This is a genomic window from Cellulomonas pakistanensis (assembly GCF_016862755.1).
Lineage (GTDB): Bacteria > Actinomycetota > Actinomycetes > Actinomycetales > Cellulomonadaceae > Cellulomonas > Cellulomonas pakistanensis.
The window spans coordinates 166806-189633 of sequence record NZ_BONO01000001.1 but is presented as its reverse complement, the minus strand read 5'-3'; the positions used below and the strand labels follow the sequence as shown (position 1 = coordinate 189633).

21 protein-coding genes, 2 tRNA genes and 1 pseudogene are annotated in these 22828 nt (G+C 73.0%); 7 read left to right on the top strand and 17 right to left on the bottom strand.

What is annotated here, in order from left to right; translation table 11 throughout:
* Nucleotides 1-2: 2 nt before the first annotated feature.
* The 3 genes from Cpa01nite_RS00965 to Cpa01nite_RS00955 are packed head-to-tail and all read right to left on the bottom strand — an operon-like array spanning nt 3 to nt 1947.
* Entirely contained in the window at nt 3-164 is a 162-nt protein-coding gene (locus Cpa01nite_RS00965; protein ID WP_203666847.1) for a hypothetical protein, read from the bottom strand.
* Entirely contained in the window at nt 164-1015 is an 852-nt protein-coding gene (locus Cpa01nite_RS00960) for a class E sortase (protein ID WP_203666846.1), read from the bottom strand. The genes Cpa01nite_RS00965 and Cpa01nite_RS00960 overlap by 1 nt, the downstream gene beginning before the upstream one ends.
* On the bottom strand, nt 1012-1947 hold the full coding sequence (locus Cpa01nite_RS00955; protein ID WP_239068426.1) for a DUF881 domain-containing protein: 936 nt from the start codon (nt 1945-1947) through the stop codon (nt 1012-1014). The genes Cpa01nite_RS00960 and Cpa01nite_RS00955 overlap by 4 nt, the downstream gene beginning before the upstream one ends.
* 122 nt (nt 1948-2069) lie before the next feature.
* Between Cpa01nite_RS00955 and Cpa01nite_RS00950 the strand changes: the two genes are divergently transcribed.
* Nucleotides 2070-2318 carry a cell division protein CrgA gene (locus Cpa01nite_RS00950; protein WP_203666845.1) on the top strand — a complete coding sequence of 83 codons (249 nt, stop codon included), beginning with the start codon at nt 2070-2072 and terminating at the stop codon, nt 2316-2318.
* A 213-nt stretch (nt 2319-2531) separates the two neighbouring features.
* Here the strand turns inward: Cpa01nite_RS00950 and Cpa01nite_RS00945 are convergent, their stop codons facing one another.
* Both Cpa01nite_RS00945 and Cpa01nite_RS00940 read right to left on the bottom strand, forming a co-directional pair.
* On the bottom strand, nt 2532-3227 hold the full coding sequence (locus Cpa01nite_RS00945) for a rhomboid family intramembrane serine protease (protein ID WP_308439332.1): 696 nt from the start codon (nt 3225-3227) through the stop codon (nt 2532-2534).
* A gap of 163 nt (nt 3228-3390) precedes the next feature.
* Nucleotides 3391-3933, bottom strand: coding sequence for a peptidylprolyl isomerase (locus tag Cpa01nite_RS00940; protein WP_203666843.1), 543 nt, complete (start codon nt 3931-3933; stop codon nt 3391-3393).
* Between the two features lie 149 nt (nt 3934-4082).
* Between Cpa01nite_RS00940 and Cpa01nite_RS00935 the strand changes: the two genes are divergently transcribed.
* The gene (locus Cpa01nite_RS00935; protein WP_203666842.1) at nt 4083-5009 is read left to right on the top strand and encodes a hypothetical protein; all 927 of its coding nucleotides are present in this window, start codon (nt 4083-4085) and stop codon (nt 5007-5009) included.
* Nucleotides 5010-5231: 222 nt separating this feature from the next.
* On the opposite strand, the gene Cpa01nite_RS00930 is transcribed toward Cpa01nite_RS00935, so the two are convergent.
* The 12 genes and pseudogenes from Cpa01nite_RS00930 to dnaA form a co-directional block, all read right to left on the bottom strand.
* On the bottom strand, nt 5232-5936 hold the full coding sequence (locus Cpa01nite_RS00930) for a hypothetical protein (RefSeq protein ID WP_203666841.1): 705 nt from the start codon (nt 5934-5936) through the stop codon (nt 5232-5234).
* A 165-nt stretch (nt 5937-6101) separates the two neighbouring features.
* A tRNA-Ala gene (locus Cpa01nite_RS00925) sits at nt 6102-6177 on the bottom strand.
* An 83-nt stretch (nt 6178-6260) separates the two neighbouring features.
* The gene (locus tag Cpa01nite_RS18440; RefSeq protein ID WP_239068425.1) at nt 6261-6380 is read right to left on the bottom strand and encodes a DLW-39 family protein; all 120 of its coding nucleotides are present in this window, start codon (nt 6378-6380) and stop codon (nt 6261-6263) included.
* A 24-nt stretch (nt 6381-6404) separates the two neighbouring features.
* Nucleotides 6405-6478 (bottom strand) — tRNA-Ile (locus Cpa01nite_RS00920).
* 71 nt (nt 6479-6549) lie between these two features.
* The gene (locus Cpa01nite_RS00915) at nt 6550-7287 is read right to left on the bottom strand and encodes a DUF3566 domain-containing protein (protein WP_203666840.1); all 738 of its coding nucleotides are present in this window, start codon (nt 7285-7287) and stop codon (nt 6550-6552) included.
* A complete protein-coding gene (gene gyrA, locus Cpa01nite_RS00910) occupies nt 7284-9899 on the bottom strand; it encodes a DNA gyrase subunit A (protein ID WP_203666839.1) in 2616 nt (871 codons plus the stop codon). The genes Cpa01nite_RS00915 and gyrA overlap by 4 nt, the downstream gene beginning before the upstream one ends.
* Before the next feature lie 73 nt (nt 9900-9972).
* The gene (gene gyrB / locus Cpa01nite_RS00905) at nt 9973-11973 is read right to left on the bottom strand and encodes a DNA topoisomerase (ATP-hydrolyzing) subunit B (protein WP_239068424.1); all 2001 of its coding nucleotides are present in this window, start codon (nt 11971-11973) and stop codon (nt 9973-9975) included.
* Between the two features lie 277 nt (nt 11974-12250).
* Nucleotides 12251-12880, bottom strand: a complete 630-nt coding sequence (locus Cpa01nite_RS00900) for a DciA family protein (RefSeq protein ID WP_239068423.1) — start codon at nt 12878-12880, stop codon at nt 12251-12253.
* The gene (gene recF / locus Cpa01nite_RS00895; protein WP_203666837.1) at nt 12870-14129 is read right to left on the bottom strand and encodes a DNA replication/repair protein RecF; all 1260 of its coding nucleotides are present in this window, start codon (nt 14127-14129) and stop codon (nt 12870-12872) included. The genes Cpa01nite_RS00900 and recF overlap by 11 nt, the downstream gene beginning before the upstream one ends.
* Nucleotides 14130-14139: 10 nt before the next feature.
* Nucleotides 14140-15093, bottom strand: a pseudogene (gene gnd, locus Cpa01nite_RS00890) (phosphogluconate dehydrogenase (NAD(+)-dependent, decarboxylating)); the annotation flags it as partial.
* Between the two features lie 144 nt (nt 15094-15237).
* Nucleotides 15238-16368 carry a DNA polymerase III subunit beta gene (gene dnaN, locus Cpa01nite_RS00885; RefSeq protein ID WP_203666835.1) on the bottom strand — a complete coding sequence of 377 codons (1131 nt, stop codon included), beginning with the start codon at nt 16366-16368 and terminating at the stop codon, nt 15238-15240.
* Between the two features lie 722 nt (nt 16369-17090).
* Nucleotides 17091-18527: a chromosomal replication initiator protein DnaA gene (dnaA, locus tag Cpa01nite_RS00880; protein ID WP_239068438.1), complete on the bottom strand. Its 1437-nt coding sequence runs from the start codon at nt 18525-18527 to the stop codon at nt 17091-17093.
* Nucleotides 18528-19022: 495 nt separating this feature from the next.
* On the opposite strand from dnaA, the gene rpmH reads away from it, so the two are divergent.
* From rpmH to Cpa01nite_RS00855, 5 genes are read left to right on the top strand one after another with little or no spacing between them, the layout of a single operon-like run.
* Entirely contained in the window at nt 19023-19160 is a 138-nt protein-coding gene (gene rpmH / locus Cpa01nite_RS00875) for a 50S ribosomal protein L34 (RefSeq protein WP_010849920.1), read from the top strand.
* A gap of 14 nt (nt 19161-19174) precedes the next feature.
* Nucleotides 19175-19549 carry a ribonuclease P protein component gene (gene rnpA, locus Cpa01nite_RS00870; protein WP_203666833.1) on the top strand — a complete coding sequence of 125 codons (375 nt, stop codon included), beginning with the start codon at nt 19175-19177 and terminating at the stop codon, nt 19547-19549.
* Complete coding sequence (yidD, locus tag Cpa01nite_RS00865; RefSeq protein WP_203666832.1) at nt 19546-19869, top strand: membrane protein insertion efficiency factor YidD; 324 nt, start codon at nt 19546-19548, stop codon at nt 19867-19869. Before rnpA ends, yidD begins: the two co-directional genes overlap by 4 nt.
* Nucleotides 19870-19891: 22 nt before the next feature.
* Nucleotides 19892-21163, top strand: coding sequence for a membrane protein insertase YidC (yidC, locus tag Cpa01nite_RS00860; RefSeq protein WP_203666831.1), 1272 nt, complete (start codon nt 19892-19894; stop codon nt 21161-21163).
* Nucleotides 21164-21212: 49 nt separating this feature from the next.
* Entirely contained in the window at nt 21213-21725 is a 513-nt protein-coding gene (locus Cpa01nite_RS00855; RefSeq protein WP_203666830.1) for a Jag family protein, read from the top strand.
* Nucleotides 21726-22828: the final 1103 nt, after the last annotated feature.

The following is a 22828-nucleotide window of genomic DNA, read 5'->3' as shown; positions in this document are numbered from 1 at the left end:
CCTCAGCCCTCCCCCACGGTGGTGTCGTTGAACGGCATGAACGGGGCGATCCAGGGGAACACCCACACGAAGCAGGCGGCCAGGACGGCCGCCGCGAGGACGAGCAGCAGCAGGACGCGCACGAGGGCGGGACCGGGCAGGTGGCGCCACAGCCAGCCGTACATCAGGGGACCTCCGCGAGCTCGGCGGGCACGCCCTCGGAGACGGGGGCCCAGTAGTCCAGGACGCCGTGCACGATGTACCGCTCGCGCGCGGAGAACATCGGGTGGCACGTGGTCAGGGTGATCATCCGCTCGGTCGGCTCGACGCCCGGCTGGTCCGGCACCGGCGCGATGACCTGCACGTCGTCCGGCATGACGATCTGCGACGAGGTGACCCGGTAGACGTACCAGGTGTCCTCGGTCCACACCACGACCGGGTCGCCCTCCTGGAGCTCCGCGATCCGGTTGAACGGCTTGCCGTAGGTCGTGCGGTGCGCGGCGAGCGAGAAGTTGCCGACCCCGCCGGGCATCGCGGTGCCCTCGTAGTGCCCGACGCCGAGCGGGTTGAGCACGTTGGGCCGGTCGGTGCCCTGCGTGATCGTCCGCGTCGGCTCGCCGTCCCAGCGCGGGATCCGCATGGACGCGAACGTGGTGAGGTACTCGGGCTCGTCCATGACGGGCGGCTCGTCGTACCGGGGCGTGACGATCGCCGGGCCGTCGGACGCCTGCAGGGCCTCGAGCGGGCGGTCCCAGCCCTGCTCCTGGACCAGCGCGGCCTGCTCGCGGTTCGCCTCGACGTCGGTCCACCACAGCTGCCACGCGAGGAACGCCAGCAGCAGGACACCCGCGGTGATGAGCAGCTCGCCGAGCACGCCGACCGCGCCCAGCACGACGCCGCCCCCGCGGGACGGCTGCCGGCCGGCCTGGTGCCGCCGGGTCGCGCGGCGCCCGCCGGCGTCGGGGGCCGCGCCGGGCGCGCCGGACCCGTCGCCCCGCCCGCCCAGGTCGGGCCAGGTGACGTCGGTGCCGCTCATCCCTCGGTGTCCTCCCGGCGCACGCCGGCGCTCGTCGCGGTGCTGTCGTCGGCGACGAGTCCGGGGAGGACCTCCGTGCCGGGCGGCACGCTGGCGTACCGCATGTCGACGGACCCATCGTAGGCGGGCACCTGCACCCCCTGGTCCGGCCGGGTCACCTGCCAGCCGAGACCCACGGCGTCCACCCAGGAGCGGTACGCGCGCACGGCGGGGTCGGCGTCGAGGGCCGCGAGCAGCTCCGCGGGGTCGCCGACCACGGTGACGACGTAGGGCGGCGAGTACCGGCGGCCCTGCAGCGACAGCACGTTGCCGATGCACTGGAACGCGGAGGTCGAGATGACCCGCTGGTCCATGAGCGCCATCGCCTCCGCTCCCCCGGCCCACAGCGCGTTGATGACCGCCTGGAGGTCCTGCTGGTGCACGACGAGGTCGTCGGGGCCGGTGCCGGCCGGCCGCGGACCGTCGGCGGGCGCGTCGTCGAGGCTCACGGTGATCCCGGTCCCGCTGACCGCGACCTTGCCGGACGCGATGTCGAACGCCTCGCCGGCGGACTGCCACTCGAGGCCGACGGTGTCGGTCTGCGCGCGGGTGAGCGCGTCGACCTCGGCCCGCAGGTCGGCGACCTGGTCGGCGAGCCGCTCGCGGCGCGCGTCCTCGTTCGACTGCAGCCCGGCGAGGTCCTGCGGCTGACGCTCGTCCGTGCCGCTGGCGAGCCGGGCGTTCGCGGTGAACAGCGCCCCCGCCAGCGCCATGACCAGGCCGATCGACAGGGTCCCGCGGAGCGCCCGGCCGCGCCGGTGCCGCTCGAGGCGGTGCTGCGCGTGCTCCCGTGCCGCGCGGAGGCGCGCGGACGGCTCGGCGGGCTCGGGGCCGGTCGGCCCGTCCGCCGCGTGCGCCCCGTGGACGCGGCGCTCAGGGTGCTGCTCGGGCACGCTCATCCCCCTCGGTCTCCCCCCCACTACGCTAGGCCACGTCACGCGGGTCCGTGCGCGCGTCCGCAGCGCGGCGCCGGGCGGAACCCGCCGAGCCAGACGGTCGAGGTCAGGAGCATCCCGTGCCCAAGTCCAGGACGCGGCAGAAGTCGCACTACACCGCGCCCACCGAGCGCTCGACGGCGCGCGTCGGCAACCCGACGTGGTTCGTCCCGGTGCTCATCGGCCTGCTGGTCGCGGGGCTGCTGTGGATCGTCGTCACGTACCTCACGAACTTCGACTACCCGATCCCGGGCATCGGGTCGTGGAACCTCGCGGTGGGCTTCGCGTTCGCGCTGGTCGGGCTCGGGATGGCCACCCGCTGGAAGTGACGGGCGCGGCGCTCCGGACGGACGGGGTCGTCCCGCCCGGATGCGCGCCCCGCGGACTCCGTCCCCAGGCCGGCGGCGGTTGTCCCCAGCCCGTCCCCCGGTGATCCCGCGGGCGGCCGGGGCGATCGCGGGCCGTATCCCCAGCGGTGCACAACCCTGTGGACAACTACACCGGTGTAATTCCACACCTGTGAGCAACGCTGGGGACCGGCGTCAGACGCCCGCGTAGGTCACCAGGGCCGCACCGACGAGCAGCACCAGCGCCGCGACGCACGAACCCACGGCGACCGCGGTCCGCCGATCCCGCGGCGCGTAGGCGAACGCCGCTCCGAGGGCCGCCCCGACGACCAGGCCCCCGAGGTGCGCCTGCCAGGCGACCCCGGGGAGGACGAAGCCGAGGACGGCGTTGATGACGAGGACCGCGACGATGCCGCCCGCGGACCGGCCCACGCGGCGCAGGACGACCAGCACCGCGCCGAACAGGCCGAACACGGCGCCCGAGGCGCCGACCAGGGCGGTGTACCAGGACTGCTCGAACGGCGACGCCAGCAGCAGGAACATCACCGAGCCGCCGACCGCGCTGAGCAGGTACAGCGCGAGGTACCGCCAGCGGCCGAGCGAGGCCTCGAGGAACGGGCCGACGGACCACAGCGCGATCATGTTGAACGCGATGTGCACGATGCTGCCCGGCGAGTGCAGGAACGCCGAGGTGAGGAACCGCCACGGCTCGGTCTCGCCGATGAACGGCGCGAACGCGAGCTCGGAGGTCCACCGGTCCGTGGTCAGCTGCAGCACGTAGCTGAGGACGCACAGGCCGATGAGCGTGAGGGTGACGACCGGGCGGCCGTCGGTGACGCGGCCGCCGAACGCCGTGCGCGCGGGTCGCTGGGCGCGCTGGCCCTCCCGCACGCAGTCGACGCACTGGATGCCGACCGCAGCCGGGCGCTGGCACTCCGGGCACGTCGGCCGGCCGCACCGCTGGCACCGCACGTAGGCGATGCGGTCGGGGTGCCGCGGGCAGACGGGGGTCGGGGTGGGGGCAGGGCCCGGCTGCGGTTGGGTCATCGAGGCGTCAGGACTCGAACGAGACCGACTCGATCACGACGTCGTCGACCGGACGGTCGCCCGGGCGGGTGCGCGTCGTGGCGATCGCGTCGACGACCGCGCGGCTCTCGTCGTCCACGACCTTGCCGAAGATCGTGTGCTTGCCGTTGAGGTGCGGCGTCTCGGTCACGGTGATGAAGAACTGGGAGCCGTTCGTGCCGCCCACCTGGCCCGAGACCGGGTCGCGGCGCAGGCCGGCGTTCGCCATCGCGAGCAGGTACGGCTCGGAGAACCGCAGCTCGGGGTGGATCTCGTCGTCGAAGGTGTAGCCCGGGCCGCCGGTGCCGCGGCCGAGCGGGTCGCCGCCCTGGATCATGAAGCCGTCGATCACGCGGTGGAAGATGACGCCGTCGTACAGCGGGGCGCCGGTGCGCGCCTCGCCGGTGGCGGGGTCGGTCCACTCCTTCTCGCCGGTGGCGAGGCCGCGGAAGTTCTCCACGGTCTTCGGGGCGTGGTTCTCGAACAGCTCCAGGCGGATGTCGCCACGGTTGGTGTGCAGGGTCGCTCGCATGGTCGTCATCCTGTCACGCGGACGCGTGGGTCGGCCGGGTGAGGAACCCGTGTTCTCCCCGGACGAACACACCACTGCCACCTGCGCACGAGGCCGGACGGTGGCAGAGTGGGGAGCCACCTGACCAGCCCGAGCAGGAGAGTGTGGACATGGCGTTCCTGACCCGACGGAGCAAGATCGAAGCCGTCACCGACCACCTGACGTCCGAGCGCCTCAAGGGCCAGGCCGCCGCCGCCCTCGCGGACGCGGGCTCCAAGGCCGCCGAGGGCGCCGGCAAGCTCGCCGCGACCGCCAAGGTGCAGGCCGGCGAGGCCGCCGTCCTGGCGAAGGGCGCGGCCGGCCAGGCCGTCGAGTGGACGCAGCCCCGCGTCGAGGCCGCCGTCGAGTGGCTCGTCCCGCGGATCGACCACCTGTACAAGGAGAGCGTGAAGGCCGCGGCCCCGCGTGTCGAGAAGGCGGCCACGAAGGCCAGCCCGGTCATCGACACCGCGCACGACAAGCTCGTGGACGACCTGCTGCCGAAGCTCGTCCTGGCGGTGAACGAGGCCGCCGAGCGCGCGGGCTCCGCCGTCGAGCAGGCCGCGGGCAAGGAGGCCGGCAAGAAGAAGGCCCGTGCCGCCGCCGTCGCCGCCGCCGCGGCCGCCGCGCAGAAGCAGGCCGAGAAGAAGAAGCACAAGGGCGCGAAGCGGTTCTTCCTGGTCGCGACCCTGATCGGCGCCGGCGCCGCGGTGTTCGCCTGGAGCCGGTCGCGCACCACGACCGACCCGTGGGCCGAGCCGTGGGAGCCCGAGGCGCCCGCCGGTGACCAGCTCCGCGCCCGCGCGGGCGACGCCGCCGACGCGGTCGGCCAGGCGGCCGGCGAGGCCGTGGCCCGCGGTCGCGAGGCCACGCACAAGGCCGCCGAGCGCGTCGCCGAGGTCCGCGAGGCCGCGGAGGAGCGCGTCGCCGAGGCGACCGAGAAGGTCACCGAGGCCGCCAAGAAGGCGACCCCGCGCCGCGCGGCGCCCAAGAAGCCGGACACGCCGGCCGAGGGCGGCGCCACCGAGGGCACCGAGGGCACGACCCCGGGCGCCTGACGCAGCCGCACGCCACGACGGCCCGGCACTCCCGCAAGGGGGTGCCGGGCCGTCGTCGTGCGGCGGGAGCCCGCCGGGTCCCAGGGGCCGGACGTCTGGCGGTCGCGGGGCCGGCGCACCGACGACCTCGTCCGGCGCCGCACGCCGCGCAGCTGACCTCGCCGAGCTCGTGCGAGCGCCGCGAGATCGTGTGGTCCGGCGCACGACCTCGCGTGGATCGCACTACCTCGGCGGGGGCGGCGGAGTCCAGGACGGCGCCTCGGAGGATGTGGACGCCGGCGGGGCGGGCGCGGGTGGGGCGGACGCGAGCGCGGCGGGCGCGGGCGGCGTCGACTCGGGTACGGCGGACTCGGGCACGGCGGCCTCGGGCGGGGCGGACTCGGGCGCGGGCGGGGCGGACGCCTGCACCGCGGAGGTCGGCGCCGTCGCCTCGAGCGCGGGCGCGGGCACGGCGGGCACCGGGCGCGCGGCCAGGGCCTCGCGGCGCTCCGCGCGGGCCCGGATCGCTCCGTCCGCCCACAGGCGCGCCGTGCCGGCCGTCGCGGCCCCGAGCGCGCCCCATCCGGCGACGCCGGCCGGGGGAGCGACTCCCCACAGCAGGATGACGAGGGCCGCCGCCACGCCTCCGGCCACGGCGTACGCTCCGGCCCCACGACCCCGGGCGGGGCGCGGTGGCAGGAGCCGCGTCACGACGACGCCGAGCGGGTAGCCGAGCACGAGCGTGATCACCCCGTGCACCGCCCAGACCCACGACAGGAACGAGATCGACTCGCCGAGGTCGCTCTGCTGGGCGGCGCTGACCACCACGGCCAGGACCGCGGCGACGCCGGCCAGGATCACCTCGCACCGCACGACGACGCCCCAGGCGTCCACGGCCGCGCGGGACCAGCGGCCCGCGGTATGCGCGGCGGGCGTCGGAGCGGTCACGGGCGTCCTCTCGGCCGGTGCGGCGGCCGCTCGTCGCTCGCCGGCCGTCACCCCGGGACGCTAGCAGCGGCGACGCCCGGTGCAGCCGCGATCGCCGGCGGGCATCGGGGCGAACCCGCACCACGACGGCCCGGCACCTCGCAGGTGCCGGGCCGTCGTACGTGCTGGTGGAGCCAAGGGGACTCGAACCCCTAACCCCCTGCTTGCAAAGCAGGTGCGCTACCAATTGCGCCATGGCCCCGTGCGGCCGGGCTGGCCGGCGGCGTGGGATCCGGCCGCGCCGCGCGCCGTGACGGCGCCGAAGGCGGGGCGGGGGACGGGGTCCTACTCGACGGAGTCGGTGACCTCGGCCCAGAGGTCGCGGTCGTCGCGCTCGGCGGCGTACCGCGTCCAGAGGACGTAACCCGTGGCGGCGACCGCCGCCAGGAGCAGGAGCTTCTTCATGGGTCCCCCACGGGTCTTCGGGAGTGGGCCTAAGAGGACTTGAACCTCTGACCTCTTCCTTATCAGGGAAGCGCTCTAACCGTCTGAGCTATAGGCCCGTCGCGCATCCAGCGTGGCTGGCGCGCCGGACGAGACTACCCCAGCAGGGGCGTCCCGCCCAAACCGAGGATCACTCGTCCGTCATCGTGACGTGCACGCCGCCGACCAGCGCGGCCGTGATGTTGTACAGGAACGCGCCGATGGTGGCGAGCGCCGTGATGAGGAAGATGTCCACGACGGCCACCAGGGTGGCGATCGACAGCACGCGGTCGAACTCGACGTACTGCATGAGGTTGATGTCGGAGTCCGCGAGGATCTCCTCGACCAGGTCGTTGATCGTCGCGAAGACGTGCAGCGAGTCGAGCGTGACCCACACGACCGCGGTCGCGACGACGATCATGATGCCGATCGCGACGGACATGAGGAACGACAGCTTCATGACCGACCACGGGTCGACGCGCGAGACGGCGAGCCGCACCCGGCGCGGGCCGGAGCCGGTCAGCGAGCCGGACGTCGCGGGCCGTGCGGCGGTCGCCGTCGCGGCACCGGCGGCGGCACCCGACGCAGCCGCCGAGCCCGACGCGCCCGCCGTGCTCGACCCGCCCGACGCGGCGCCCGCCGGCTTCGCCGACCCGCCCGCGGCCGGGCGCACCGGCTCCTGCGTCGTGGTCGTGGCGGCCGGGCCGGTCTTCGTGGAGGTGCGCGGCGTGCCGCCCTTCGCGGCAGGGGTGGCCTTGGTGGCCGGGCCCTTGCCGGAGGAGACCGTCGCGGACGACCCGCGGTCGGCCTGCTCGGTGGCGGTGCGGCCGGTCGGCTTGTCGCCGGCGTCGCCCTTGCGGGGCGGGATCGACGGAGGCGTGTCGGTCACGCGTCCTCCTCGGAGGTCTCGTCAGCCACCGGGGCGTCCGGAGCTGTGGTGGCGCTGGTGTCCTCGAGGGCCGCGGACGTGGTCACGTCCGGCTCGCCCGACTCACCCACGGTACCCGCCTCGTCACCGAGGTGACGCTCGATGTTGCGCGCGACCGCGATGATCCGGTCGCCGTTGTCGGGCTTGGCGAAGATGACACCCTGGGTCGTGCGGCCCGTGGCGTTCACCTCGGAGGTGGCGGAGCGGACGATCTTGCCGCGCTCCATGATGACGAGCACCTCGTCGTCCGGGTCCGTGACCAGGGCGCCGACCAGGTCGCCGTTCGCCTCGGGCAGGTTCGCGACCTTGATGCCGAGGCCGCCGCGGCCCTGGACGCGGTAGTTCTCCACGGTGAGCGCGGTGCGCTTCGCGATGCCGCCCTGCGTCACCGTGAACAGGAACGCCTCCTCGCGGACGACGTCCATCGCGAGCAGCTCGTCGTCGGCGCGGAACTTCATGCCGGTGACGCCGGAGGTCGCGCGGCCCATGGGGCGCAGCGCCTCGTCGGTCGCGGTGAACCGCAGCGACTGGCCCTTGCGGGACACCAGGATCAGGTCGTTCACCGAGTCGACGATCCGGGCCGACACCAGCTCGTCCGGCAGGCCGTCCTCGTCCTCGCGCAGGTTGATCGCGATGACGCCGCCGGACCGGTTGGAGTCGTACTCCGCCAGCCGCGTCTTCTTGACGAGGCCGCGCTTGGTGGCGAGCACCAGGAACTCGGCCTGCTCGTAGTCGCGCAGGTCCAGGACCTGGGCGATCTTCTCGCCGGGCTGGAACGCCAGCAGGTTCGCGACGTGCTGGCCCTTGGCGTCGCGGCCGCCCTCGGGCAGCTCGTACGCCTTGGCCCGGTACACCCGGCCGAGGTTGGTGAAGAACAGCAGCCAGTGGTGCGTGGTCGTCACGAAGAAGTGGTCGACGATGTCGTCCTCGCGCAGCTGCGCGCCGCGCACGCCCTTGCCGCCGCGGCGCTGGGCCCGGTAGTTGTCCGAGCGCGTCCGCTTGGCGTAGCCGCCGCGGGTGATGGTGACGACCATCTCCTCCTCGGCGATGAGGTCCTCGACCGACACCTCGCCGTCGAACGGCAGGATCGTGGTGCGGCGCTCGTCGCCGTACTTGGCGACGATCTCGTCCATCTCCTCGCGGACGATGCCGCGCTGGCGCTCGGGGGACGCGAGGATCTCCCGGTAGCCGAGGATCTCCTGCTCGAGCTTGGCGTACTCGTCGAGGATGCGCTGGCGCTCGAGGGCGGCCAGGCGGCGCAGCTGCAGCGTGAGGATCGCGTTCGCCTGGACCTCGTCGATGTCGAGGAGGGCCATCAGGCCGGTGCGCGCCTCGTCGGCGTCGGGGGAGCGGCGGATGAGCGCGATGACCTCGTCCAGCGCGTCCAGCGCCTTGAGGTAGCCGCGGTAGATGTGGATCTGCTCCTCGGCCTTGCGCAGCCGGAAGTTCGTCCGCCGGACGATGACGTCGAGCTGGTGGGTCGTCCAGTGCCGGATGAACGCGTCCAGGCTGAGCGTGCGGGGCACGCCGTCGACCAGCGCGAGCATGTTGGCGCCGAACGTGTCCTGCAGCTGGGTGTGCTTGTACAGGTTGTTCAGCACGACCTTGGCGACGGCGTCGCGCTTGAGGACGATCACCAGGCGCTGACCGGTGCGGCCGGAGGTCTCGTCGCGGATGTCGGCGATGCCCTGGACGCGGTTCTCGCGGACCAGGTCGGCGATCTTCTTCGCGAGGGTGTCCGGGTTGACCTGGTACGGCAGCTCGGTGACGACGAGGCAGATCCGGCCCTGGATCTCCTCGACCTCGACCACCGCGCGCATCGTGATCGAGCCGCGGCCGGTGCGGTACGCCTCCTCGATGCCCCGGTGGCCGAGGATCGTGGCGCCGGTGGGGAAGTCGGGGCCCTTGACACGCGTCAGGAGAGCGGCGAGCAGCTCCTCCTTGGACGCCTCCGGGTTGTCCAGGTGCCAGCGGACGCCCTCGGCGACCTCGCGCAGGTTGTGCGGCGGGATGTTGGTCGCCATGCCGACCGCGATGCCGGCAGAGCCGTTGACCAGCAGGTTCGGGAACCGCGACGGCAGGATCGACGGCTCCTGGGTGCGGCCGTCGTAGTTGTCCTGGAAGTCGACGGTGTCCTCGTCGATGTCCCGGACCATCTCCATGGCCAGCGGCGCCATCTTGCACTCGGTGTACCGCGGGGCGGCGGCCGGGTCGTCGCCGGGGGAGCCGAAGTTGCCCTGCCCGGCGACCAGCGGGTAGCGCAGCGACCAGTCCTGCACCAGGCGGACGAGGGCGTCGTAGATCGCCGTGTCGCCGTGCGGGTGGTACTTGCCCATGACGTCGCCGACGACGCGGGAGCACTTGGAGAACTGCCGGTCGGGCCGGTAGCCGCCGTCGTACATGGCGTACAGGACGCGGCGGTGCACCGGCTTGAGGCCGTCGCGGACGTCCGGGAGCGCGCGGCCCACGATGACGGCCATCGCGTAGTCCAGGTAGGACCGCTGCATCTCGAGCTGCAGGTCCACCTGGTCGATGCGGCCGTGCTCGATGTTGTCGCCGGTCAGCTCAGTCACAGGTCAGGGTCCTTCGGTGGGACGGACCCGGCGCGCGGCGTGCGCCGGGGTCGTGCGGGAGGTGGGGCGCGCCTCAGATGTCCAGGAACCGGACGTCGCGCGCGTTGCGCTGGATGAACGAGCGCCGCGACTCGACGTCCTCGCCCATGAGCACCGAGAAGATCTCGTCGGCGGCGGCGGCCTCGTCGAGGGTGACCTGCAGCAGCGTGCGGTGCTCCGGCGCCATGGTGGTCTCCCACAGCTCCGAGTAGTCCATCTCGCCCAGACCCTTGTACCGCTGGATGCCGTTCTCCTTCGGGATCCGCTTGCCGTTGGCCTGGCCGTCGGCCAGCACGGCGTCGCGCTCCCGGTCCGAGTAGACGTAGTCGTGCGGGGCGTTCGACCACTTGATGCGGAACAGCGGCGGCTGGGCCATGTAGACGTGGCCCTTGAGGATGAGCTCGGGCATGTAGCGGTAGAGCAGCGTGAGCAGCAGCGTGCGGATGTGCTGGCCGTCGACGTCGGCGTCGGCCATGAGCACGATCTTGTGGTACCGCAGCTTGGAGAGGTCGAAGTCCTCGCCGATGCCGGTGCCGAACGCCGTGATCAGCGCCTGGACCTCGGCGTTGCCGAGCGCGCGGTCCAGCCGCGCCCGCTCGACGTTGAGGATCTTGCCGCGGATCGGCAGGATCGCCTGCGTCTGCGGGTTGCGGCCGCGCACGGCGGAGCCGCCGGCGGAGTCGCCCTCGACGATGAACACCTCGCACTCGGCGGGGTTGTTCGACTGGCAGTCCTTGAGCTTGCCGGGCATCGAGTTCGACTCGAGCAGGCCCTTGCGCCGGGTCGCCTCGCGCGCCTTGCGGGCCGCGAGCCGCGCCTGGGACGCCTGGATGGCCTTGCGGATGACGTCCTTGGCCTCGTTCGGGTGCGAGTCGAGCCAGTCGCCGAACTGCTCGTTGACGACGCGCTGCACGAAGGTCTTGGCCTCCGTGTTGCCGAGCTTGGTCTTGGTCTGGCCCTCGAACTGCGGCTCGCCGAGCTTGATCGACACGACGGCGGTGAGGCCCTCGCGGATGTCGTCGCCGGTGAGGTTGTCGTCCTTCTCCTTGAGGATGCCCTTGTCGCGCGCGTAGCGGTTGACCAGCGAGGTCATCGCCGCGCGGAAGCCCTCCTCGTGCGTGCCGCCCTCGGTGGTGGAGATGGTGTTCGCGTAGGTGTGCACCGACTCGGAGTAGGCGCTGGTCCACTGCATCGCGACCTCGAGCGAGAGCTTGCGCTCGGTGTCCTCGGCCTCGAAGTCGATGACGTCGGGGTGCACCAGGTCGACCTTCTTGGCCGAGTTCAGGTGCTTCACGTAGTCGACCAGGCCGCCGTCGTACTTGTACGTGACGGAGCGCGACGCCGGCGCGTCCGCGGCCGGGGTGTCGTCGCCGGCGACCTCGTCCTCGGTGTCGCCGTGCTGCGGCCGCTCGTCGGTCAGCGAGATCTGCAGGCCCTTGTTGAGGAACGCCATCTGCTGGAACCGCGAGCGCAGCGTCTCGAAGTCGTACTCGACCGTCTCGAAGATGCTCGGGTCGGCCCAGAACGTCTGCGAGGTGCCGGTGTCGGTGGTCGCCTCGCCCTTCCGCAGCTCGCTGGCGGGCTTGCCGCCGTCGGCGAAGTCCATCTCCCAGGCGAAGCCGTCGCGCTTGACGACCGTCTGCACCTTGGTGGACAAGGCGTTCACCACGGAGATGCCGACACCGTGCAGGCCGCCGGACACGGCGTACCCGCCGCCGCCGAACTTGCCGCCCGCGTGCAGGATCGTCATGACCACCTCGACGGTGGGCTTGCCCTCCGTCGGGTGGATCGCGACCGGGATGCCGCGGCCGTTGTCGACGACGCGCACGCCGCCGTCGGCCAGCAGCGTGACCTCGATGTGGTCGCAGTAGCCGGCGAGGGCCTCGTCGACGGAGTTGTCGACGACCTCGTAGACGAGGTGGTGCAGGCCGCGCTCGCCGGTGGAGCCGATGTACATGCCGGGACGCTTGCGGACCGCCTCGAGCCCCTCGAGCACGGTGATCGCGGACGCGTCGTAGGCGGGAGTCCCGTTCACCGTCCCCCCGGGTGCGGAGGAGTCAGGTCCGGTGGAGGGGCTCTGGTCAGCCACGGGCGGTGGTGCTCCTCAGTTCTCACACGCGGCGGAGGCGCCCGTCCTCCGGGCGGGAGGGCGGATCACTCCACGACGACGGAGATCGTGCGTCCTGGACCGGCGCAGACGCGCCAGAGATGTCGATTCTCAGTGTACCCGCCCCCGGCCCGGAAACCCCGGAGAACCGCGCTCCTGTGGACGACCGCACCCGCCTGCCGAGCGGCGGACGCGGGGCGACCCGTCAGCCCCAGGTGTCGCGGGGTCCGCGGCCGCGGACCGAGCGGCGGCCCTTGCCGAACCCCGGTCCCTGCGGACCCAGCACCCGCACGTCCTTCACCACGCCCTCGCCGACGTCCTCGGCCATCCGCCGGACCAGCTGCGGCGCCAGCATCTTCAGCTGCTGCGCCCACGCGGAGGAGTCGGTCCGTACGACCAGCACCCCTTCCGCGAAGGTCTCCGGCGTGCAGTGGTCGGCGATCTGGTCCCCGACGACCTCGCGCCACCGGCCGACGACCCCGCCGACCGACACCTCCTGCACCCAGCCGCGGTCCCGGAACAGCGACGCCATCGTGGCGGACACCGCGAGCGGGTCGCGGGGGTGCGCGCCGGCACCGCCGAGCTCGGCGGGGGACAGCGGCGACCGGCCGCGGGGCGCCTGACCGGGGCGGTAGCCCTTCGACCGGGCCACCGAGCGGAACCGGGCGAGCGAGAGCCGGGCCATCTGCGCGGCCGGCGTGACCTCGAGCTGCTCGGACACCGGCACCGCGGGGTCGAACGACGGGGCGTCGTCGGCGTCCGGCGCCGAGGCAGGTACCGGGGCGGCGCCCGCGGCGTCCTCGCCCCGCGCACGGGGAGAGTCGTCAGGCGACACGGGCGACCTCCGACGCCAGCACGTCGTACCGGGCCCCCGCGAGCCGCTCGGGGACGTCGCCCGGGACCGCCGCCGTGACGAACACCTGCCGCGCGCCGGCCACCATGCCGGCCAACCGCTCGCGTCGCCTGGCGTCCAGCTCGGCGAACACGTCGTCCAGCATGAGCACCGGCTCGCCGTCCGGGCCGGAGTCGGCCACCCAGAGCTGCGCGGCGTCCTCGGTGGTGCCGGCCCGCGGGCCGTTGGTCAGCAGCTCGTAGGACGCGAGCCGCAGCGCCAGGGCGACGGACCAGGACTCGCCGTGGCTCGCGTAGCCCTTGGCGGGCAGGTCGCCGAGCGTGAGGACGAGGTCGTCGCGGTGCGGGCCGACCAGGCAGACGCCCCGCTCGAGCTCCTTGGGCCGCACCCGGCCGAGCGCCTCGAGCATCTGCGCCTCGACGGCGCGCGCCGGGGTCGCGGAGTCGGCGCCGGGCTGCGCCGGGCCCGCGACGGCGGGGAGCGTGTCCCGCTCGGCGTCCGCGCCGGCCAGCGCCGCGGCGAGCGAGGACCGGTAGCCCACCCGGGCCGCGCCCTGGCCGTCGCTGACCTGCTCGTACGCGTCCCCGACGTACGGGTCGAGCGCCGCGACCACGGCCTGCCGCGCGACGATGACGTGCGCGCCGAGCTCGGCCAGCTTGGCGTCCCACACGTCGAGGGTGCTGAGGTCGACGGACGACCGCCCGCGGAACCCCGCGGCGGACTTCAGCAGCGCCGTGCGCTGCTTCACGACGCGGTCGTACTCGGAGAACACGCCCGCGAGCCGCGGGGTGACCTGGACGGCGAGGTCGTCGACGAACCGCCGGCGGCCGTCCGGGTCGCCCTTCACCAGCGCCAGGTCCTCGGGCGCGAACAGCACCGAGCGCAGCGCGCCGACGACGTCGCGGGCCCGGGAGGGGGCGCCGTTGAGCTTGACCCGGTTCGACCGCCCGGACCCCAGCTGCGCCTCGATGACCAGCGCGCGCTCCGAGCCGTCGTCCTGCGCGCGCACGATGCGCGAGCGCACCACGGCCGCCGACGACCCCGCCCGCACGAGCGGGGCGTCGGTCGGCACGCGGTGGCTGGAGAACGTCGAGATGTAGCCGATCGCCTCGACGAGGTTGGTCTTGCCCTGCCCGTTCGGCCCGACGAGCGCGGTGATCCCCGGCTCGAAGGTGAGGTCGACCTGGTGGTACGACCGGAAGTCCGTCAGGGACAGGTGCGAGACGTACATCGGCGGGGCGTCAGCCCTCCGAGCGCACGCCCGACGGGGCGTCGCCGGAGATGGGGGCGCCCGCGGCCTTCACCGCGTGCCCGCCGAACTGCTGGCGCAGCGCCGCGACCGCCTTCATCGCGGGGGACTGCTCCTGGCGGGACTGGAACCGGGCGAACAGCGCGGCGGTGATGACCGGCAGCGGCACGGCGGCGTCGATCGCCTCGTCCACGGTCCACCGGCCCTCGCCGGAGTCCGCGACCCAGTCGTCGATCGCCTCGAACGCCTGGTCCTCCTCGAGCGCCTTGACGAGGAGCTCGAGCAGCCAGGAGCGGACGACGGTGCCGCGCTGCCAGGCCTTCATGGTGCCGGCGACGTCGGTGACGATGTCCTTGGCGGCGAGCAGCTCGTAGCCCTCGGCGTACGCCTGCATGAGGCCGTACTCGATGCCGTTGTGCACCATCTTGGCGTAGTGGCCGGCGCCGACCTCGCCCGCGTGCACGAAGCCCTCCTCGCGCGGGCCCTCGGGGCGCAGCGCGTCGAACACGGGCATGACGCGCTCGACCTGCGCGGCGTCGCCGCCGACCATGAGGCCGTACCCGTTGGCGAGGCCCCAGACGCCGCCGGAGACGCCGACGTCGAGGAAGTGCACACCCTTGGCGCCGAGCTGCTCGGCGTGGCCCTTGTCGTCGCCGAAGTACGAGTTGCCGCCGTCGATGACCAGGTCGCCCTCGGTCAGCAGGCCGCCGAGCTCCTCGATCACCGCGTGCGTGACGGCGCCGGCCGGCACCATGACCCACACGACCCGCTCGCCGGCGGGGAGCGCCTCGACCAGCTCGGCCAGGGACGCCACGTCGGTGACCTCGGGGTTCCGGTCGTAGCCGGTGACCTCGATCCCCGCGTTGCGCATCCGGTCGCGCATGTTCGCGCCCATCCTGCCGAGACCCACCAGGCCGATCTGCATCGCTCCACCTCTCCTCGCCCGACCGCCGTCGGGACGGCTTCGCGTCCCGCGGCGTCCTTGTCGCCCGCCATCCTCCCGCGGCGACGGGGGTGGTGACGACCGGTGGCCCCGTCTCGCAGGTCACACCCGGCGCGCGCCGGCGGCCGCCCGGCCGGCGCGCGCGCGTCAGGACGCGAAGCGGATGGGGACCAGCAGGTAGCGGTACTCCTTGAGGTCGTCGCCCTCGAGCGACTCCTGGCCCGTGAACTCGACCGGCTTGTTCGGGTGCGTGAACGAGAGCCGCACGAACGACGTCGTCAGCGCGCCCAGCCCGTCGAGCAGGAACTGCGGGTTGAACGCCACGGCGATGTCCTCGCCGACCAGCGTCGCCTCGAGCGCCTCGGACGCCTGCGCGTCGTCGCCCTGGCCGGCGTCCAGCACGACCTGGCCGTCCGTGAACGTCAGCCGGATCGGGGTGTTCCGCTCCGCGACGAGCGCCACGCGCTTGGCGGCGTCGGCGAGCAGCTGGGTGTTCACGACCGCGTGGATCGGCGACTCGTCCGGGAACAGCCGGCGCACGGCCGGGTAGTCGCCGTCGACCAGCAGCGAGGTGGTGTGCCGGCCGCCGGCCTCGAAGCCGATGAGGTCGACGCCCTGGCCGGTCGCCAGGCCGACGTTCACCGAGCCGGAGGCGCCCAGCGACTTCGCGGCGTCGGACAGCGTGCGGGCGCGGACCAGCGCGACCTCGGACACGCCCGGGTCGGAGGGGTGCCAGGTGAGCTCGCGCAGCGCGAGGCGGTACCGGTCGGTGGCGAGCAGCGTGACCTTCTCGCCCTCGATCTCGACGCGGACGCCGGTCAGCAGGGGGAGGGTGTCGTCGCGGCTGGCGGCGACGGTGACCTGCGCGACGGCGCGGGTCATCTCGTCGCCGTCGACCGTGCCGGTGAGCGCCGGCATCGCGGGGAGCTGCGGGTAGTCCTCCACCGGCATCGTGAGCAGCGTGAACCGGCTCGCGCCGCAGGTGACGGACACCTTGGTCCCGTCGAGCTGCACGTCGACCGGCTTGTTCGGCAGGGCGCGGGAGATCTCCGCGAGCAGGCGGCCGGAGACCAGGACGGTGCCGGGCTCGCTGACGTCCGCGGGGATCTCGGAGCGCGCCGACACCTCGTAGTCGAAGGAGGCCAGACGGAGCGTGCCGTCGGCCTCGGCCTCGATGCGGACACCGGCCAGGACCGGGACCGGCGGGCGGGTGGGCAGGCTGCGAGCGATCCACGTGACGGCTTCTGCGAGGACGTCACGTTCGACGCGGAACTTCATGCCCCACCCTCTCGGTCTGGGGGATCCGGGGATCCCGTGCGCGGTGCTGAACGACCCCGGCCGTGGGAGGGCAGGGGTCGCCCCGAACACTACGCGAGTGACCAGGGGTCCGGTACCGATCGCGTGGGGCTGTGGACACGCGCGGAGGGCGCGGATCGTTCGTCAGGAGGCCTCGAGAGCTGGGCGTCGGTGCGGCCCGGGGAGACTGCGCGGCGGCCTCCCGCGCAGAGGACGGCACTGGGCGAACGTTTCGGGGCCGTCGACGTCGTGCACAGCCGTTCGGGTCCGGGGCGTCGTCCGGGAAGGAGCGCCCGGAGCCGTCCGGTCGGTCGTCGCCTCGGCCCGGAACAGCATTGACGGGCTGTGGATCTCTTTCCTAGGGATCGGTCGTCGTCATCGTCGCTTCTGTGCACTCTGGGGATGACGTGTCTTCGTGCAGGTCAGCGTATCTCGGGACGTGTGCACGGTGCCTGTGGACCGGTTGGGGACGGCGCGCGCGGACGTGGACAGTGCTCGTGGCGTCCTTCTCCGTCCACGACGACCGCAGGATCCGTCCACACGAATCATGGGGGTCGTCCACCGGTTTCCACAGACGTGTCCACAGGTGTGCACATTCGTCCCAGGCCTGTTTCGTGCGCCCTGCGGGCACGAGAACGCGACGACCCGCCGCCGGCCGGTGCCGGGGCGGGTCGCCGCGTGCCGCGCGGAGCGGGCCGGGGCGGTCAGCCGCGGCTCTCCTGCTTGATGCGGTTGGTCAGCTCGGTGACCTGGTTGAAGATCGACCGGCGCTCGGCCATGAGCTCGCGGATCTTGCGGTTCGCGTGCATCACGGTGGTGTGGTCGCGTCCGCCGAACGCCTGGCCGATCTTCGGCAGCGACAGGTCGGTGAGCTCGCGGCACAGGTACATCGCGATCTGGCGCGCGGTCACGAGGACGCGGGACCGCGACGACCCGCACAGGTCCTCGATCGTGAGGCCGAAGTACGCCGCGGTCTGCCCGATGACGGCGGTCGCCGTGATGTCCGCCTGGTCGTCGTCGGTGATGAGGTCCTTGAGCACGATCTCGGCCAGCGACAGGTCCACCTGCTGCCGGTTGAGGTTCGCGAACGCGGTCACCCGGATGAGCGCGCCCTCCAGCTCGCGGATGTTGGTCGAGATCTTCGACGCGATGTACTCGTGCACGTCGTCCGGCGCCTGCAGCTTGTCGTTGGCCGACTTCTTCCGCAGGATCGCGATCCGCGTCTCGAGGTCCGGCGGCTGGACGTCGGTGATGAGGCCCCACTCGAACCGGGACCGCATCCGGTCCTCGAAGCCGTTGAGCTGCTTGGGCGGCAGGTCGGACGTGAGCACGATCTGCTTGTTGGCGTTGTGCAGGGTGTTGAACGTGTGGAAGAACTCCTCCATCGTCTGCTCCTTGCCCTGCAGGAACTGGATGTCGTCGATGAGGAGCACGTCCACCTCGCGGTAGCGGCGCTGGAAGGCGCCCGCCTTGCCCTCCGAGATGGAGTTGATGAAGTCGTTGGTGAACTCCTCGGAGTTCACGTAGCGCACGCGCACCGAGGGGTAGAGGTTCCGGGCGTAGTGGCCGATCGCGTGCAGCAGGTGCGTCTTGCCCAGGCCGGAGTCGCCGTAGATGAACAGCGGGTTGTAGGCCTTCGCCGGTGCCTCGGCCACGGCCACGGCCGCCGCGTGCGCGAACCGGTTGGACGAGCCGATGACGAACGTCTCGAACAGGTACTTCGGGTTCAGGCGCGCCGGCTCGACGCTCGGCGTCGGCCCGGCCGGCTCGCGGCGGAACGGCTCGCCGCGCACGGGCTCGACCTGCGCCGCCTCGCCGGTGCTGGGGTGCCCGGTCGCCGCGTGCTGCACGACCGGGGTCGGACCGGACTCCGGCCCTCGCGCGGGCGGTGCCGTGGCGAGGCCCGCGTCACCGGTCTCGAGCGACGGGTCGACCGTGATCGCGAACCGGGCGTCGCGGCCGAGCGCGGCGGCCAGGGCGTCGGAGACCTCCTGGCGGACGCGGGTCTCCAGGTAGTCCTTGGTGAGGTCGTTGCCGACCGCGAGCAGCATCGTCCCGTCGAGCAGGCCGAGCGGCTTGGCCAGGCGCACGAAGGCGAGCTGGCGCGGCGTGATGTCGGGGCTCACCTCGAGCTGCGCCATCGCGGCCGACCAGACCTGCGTGAGCTGATCGTCCTGTCCTGACACCTGTACCTCGCTGCCGTCGTGAGTCGCGTGGTCGAGTGTCGCACGCCCCGGTGACGTGTCCACAGACTTGTCCACACCTGTGCGCGACGGTGGATCGCGCGGGATCTCGGGCTCGCCGTGGCGCGTCCGGTCATCCGGTGCGGCGTCGTCCACAGCCTCGGCCGGCTCTGTCCACGGGGTGGGGACCGGGTCGCTGCGGGACGCGTCGGGGGACGATGCTAGTGGCCGCCACGACCGCGCGGGAGGGGTGCGGGCCGATCGGCCCCGCCCCGCGGGCCCCGCGGTTTGACCGGCGCACGCGGGCGACGTACCGTAGTCCGGCCTGAGATGGCTCCTGCTGGCGTGCCCTGACGTCGGCCGCGTCGACGACGTGGGTACCGGAGCAGTCGAGCACGGGCGCAGAGACCTGGCCGGACGTCGGCCGATGTACCGAAGTACTTGGAGACCATCGTGAGCAAGCGGACCTTCCAGCCGAACAACCGGCGTCGCGCCAAGACCCACGGCTTCCGTCTGCGCATGCGGACGCGTGCCGGCCGCGCGATCCTCGCCGCCCGCCGGCGCAAGGGTCGCGCCGAGCTGTCGGCCTGACCCCACCCGACGCGGTGCTGCCCGCCGCGCACCGGATGCGCCGGTCCGCCGACTTCGAGCGGACCGTCCGTGCCGGTGCGCGCGCCGGGCGGAGCACGCTGGTGGTGCACCTCGTGACGCGAACCGACCCCGGACCCGGTCCGGCGGTCGGTTTCGTCGTGTCCAAGGGCGTGGGCAACGCCGTGACCCGCAACCGGGTCAAGCGGCGCCTGCGCGCCCTGACGACCGAGCGGCTGGCCGCCCTGCCGGCCGACGCGGACCTCGTGGTGCGGGCGCTCGCGCCGGCGGCCGAGGCCGACTACGCCACGCTCGGGCGCGACCTGGACGGCGCCCTGCGCACCGCGGGCCGTCGCCGGGCGGAGCGCGCCGCCGAGGTCGCGGCACGATGACCCGGGACCGCGACGGTGCCGGTGGCGGCGTCCGCGTGCTGCGCGGCGTCGCCCGGGTCCCGCGCCGCCTGCTCGTCCTGCTGATCCGCGGGTACCAGCGCTTCGTGTCCCCGCTCACCCCGCCGACCTGCCGGTTCTACCCGTCGTGCTCCGCGTACGCCGTGATCGCCCTCGAGCGGCACGGCGTCGTGAAGGGCACGCGGCTGGCGGTCTGGCGGATCCTGCGCTGCAACCCGTGGAACCCGGGCGGCGTCGACGACGTTCCACCGGCGGGGTCGCACCGTCGCCACCCGCACGGCGCGGTCGCCTCCGCGCACTGATCACCACCTGGAGTAGTCCACGATGGCCTGGTTCGACAGCATCTTGTATCCGATCATGGTCGCGGTGGCCTGGATCATGGTCCAGTTCCACTCGCTGCTGACCTGGCTGGGTCTCGACCCCGCCGGTGGCGCGGCCTGGGGGCTGTCGATCGTCGGCCTCGTGATCGTCATGCGGATCATCCTGATCCCGCTGTTCTTCAAGCAGATCAAGGCGTCCCGGGGCATGCAGCTCCTCGCGCCGGAGATGCGGAAGATCCAGGCGAAGTACAAGGGCAAGACCGACCCCGCGTCCCGTGAGGCCATGAGCCGCGAGACGATGGAGCTGTACCGCAAGCACAAGACGAACCCCTTCTCGTCCTGCCTGCCGATCCTGGCGCAGTCGCCCATCTTCTTCGCGCTGTTCCGGGTGCTGAACTCGCTCCCGCAGCTCGCCGACGGCTCGTACCCGCGGCCGAACCTGGGCCCGCTGACGCAGGAGCTCGCGGCGCAGGCCGAGAGCGCGACGATCCTCGGTGCCCCCCTGTCCGCGACGTTCATGAACGCCGCGGAGTTCGGCGACGCCGCGGCCAACGTCCGGTGGGTGACGGTCATCCTGGTCGTCGCGATGTCGCTGACGACGTTCCTCACGCAGCGCCAGCTGACCATGAAGAACATGCCGCCCGCCGCCCTCGAGGGCCCGATGGCGCAGCAGCAGAAGATGCTCATGTACGTCTTCCCGCTGATCTTCGCCTTCTCCGGCGTGAACTTCCCGATCGGTGTCCTCATCTACTGGACCACCACCAACCTGTGGTCGATGGGTCAGCAGTTCTACACGATCCGCCGGATGCCGGCGCCGGGCTCTGCGGCCGAGGCCGCGCTCAAGGCGCGGCAGTCCAAGAAGGCCGCGCACAAGGGCGTGACGATCGAGGAGTCGGACACCCTCACCATCGAGGAGAAGCCGACCGGCGGGCAGCGTCAGCAGCCGGTCGGCAAGGCACGCGCGAAGAAGCAGCGCCCGGCGGGTGCGGCCGCTCCGTCCGGCGGCGCCAGGAAGTCGACCCGCTCGGGCTCCGCGCAGGGCGGGACGGCCGGGGGAGCGACCGCCTCGGGTCCGGCGCAGGGCGGCAAGGGCGCAGGAGCGTCCGGCTCGGGGCCCGCGCAGGCCGGATCCGCGCAGGCCGGCAAGGCCGCGGGTGCCACCGGCCCGGCTGCCACCCGGGCGAAGAAGAAGCGGGGCGGCAGCGGCCAGGGCACGGGTGGCTCGGCGCAGAGCCGCCCCGGCACGACCCCGTCCGGCAACGCGACCGACGACTGAGACCTGCGCGCCTCGGCGCGGACCGACCCTCCCAGCAAGGAGAGCCCAGATGACCACTCCCACCGACGCCACCGGTGAAGCCGGCGCCGTGACCCGCCTCGAGGAGGAGGGCGAGATCGCGGCCGACTACCTGGAGGAGCTGCTCGACATCGCCGACCTGGACGGCGACATCGACATCGACGTCGACCACGGCCGCGCGGCCGTGGAGATCGTCGCGGAGCCGGGGACCGAGCGCGCGCTCCGTCGCCTGGTCGGCGAGGACGGGGAGGTGCTGGACGCGCTCCAGGAGCTGACCCGGCTCGCCGTGCAGGCGAAGACCGGCGACCGCAGCCGGCTGATGCTCGACATCGCGGGATACCGCGCGGGGCGCAGGACCGAGCTCGTGAAGGTCGCCGACGAGGCGATCGCGGCCGTGCGGGCATCCGGTGGCCCGGTGTCGCTGGAGCCGATGAACCCGTTCGAGCGCAAGGTCGTGCACGACGCCGTCGCCGCGGCCGGGCTCAGCTCGGACTCGGAGGGCGTCGAGCCGGCGCGCTACGTCGTGGTGAAGCCGGCCGACTGAGGCGGCCGACGCTTCGGCAGGAGCTGACGAGAGGCCGGTCCCGGACGGGGCCGGCCTTTCGTGTGTGTCCGCGGCCACCGTACGGGGCTTCTGGGCGAAGTCGTGCACGGGTGAACGACTGGCGGGAAGTGCGTGGTCGATCGCATCGCGCCATTCCGTGTCAGTTGCCCCTGCGTGTGGTGGCTGGCGCGCGATGGACCCGGTGAGGCGAGCGGTCGCGCCGACATGGCGCGACCGCGGGCGCACGGTCGACGGCCAGAGGCGATCCGGCCTTGACTTACGTACTCGTGATCTCGGCCGCCGACCGGAATCGACCGCACGCGGGGCGCGGGACGACGTCGTCGAGGTCCGGGCGGAGCGCGGTGGAGAGTTCATGCGGCGGCGAGCTCCCGGGCGAGTCCGGCCGCCGAGGCCGCGCTTCCGACGGGGCGCGGGTCGGCGAGCGCGCGCTGTGGGTGCTTTCCGGATCTCGCGACGATCGCCATCCGCCATCCGCCATGGCCGACAGGACCGGGTCATCGGTGGGCGGGCCGGTGCCGGCGCTGTTCCAGCGGCTCGAAGCCTTCCGCTGCCCGGCCTCGGAACGCAACGCGGGGCGCCCCATTGGCTGCACGCTGACCCGTTCCACGTGAAACGCGCCCAGGACGCGCTCCGGGCTACCCGAGGTGAGCGTCAGCCGCGGGCGTACCGAGGACCTGTGCGCCTCCGTCGAGCGGCCCGCCTTGGCTTGCGCTGCCTCCGCGATTGGAGTGACGGCACGGGCTGGCCGATCGCCAGGGCGGGGCCCGGGAAGGGCGGCGCGCCCGTCGGCGGCGGATCGGCCGACCGGAGGCGTGCTGTCGATGAGCATGCCCGCCGCCGTCCGCAAGAGGGAAGTTCCGGTCTGGGTGGGAGTGTGGTGACGTGCGGAGCGGCCGTTCCACGGGAGTAGGAGCTCCGGGCGGGACAAGCGGCGTACCGCGCGAAGCAGTCTCCGCCTCATGCAGGCGGTCCAGACGGAGGCAGCGTTCAACTCGGAGGCGGCGTTTCACGTGGAACCTGTCGGACCGGGCCGGAGCGGTGTCAGGCCACGGTCCTCGACAGCGGAACGGGCCCGGCGCGCG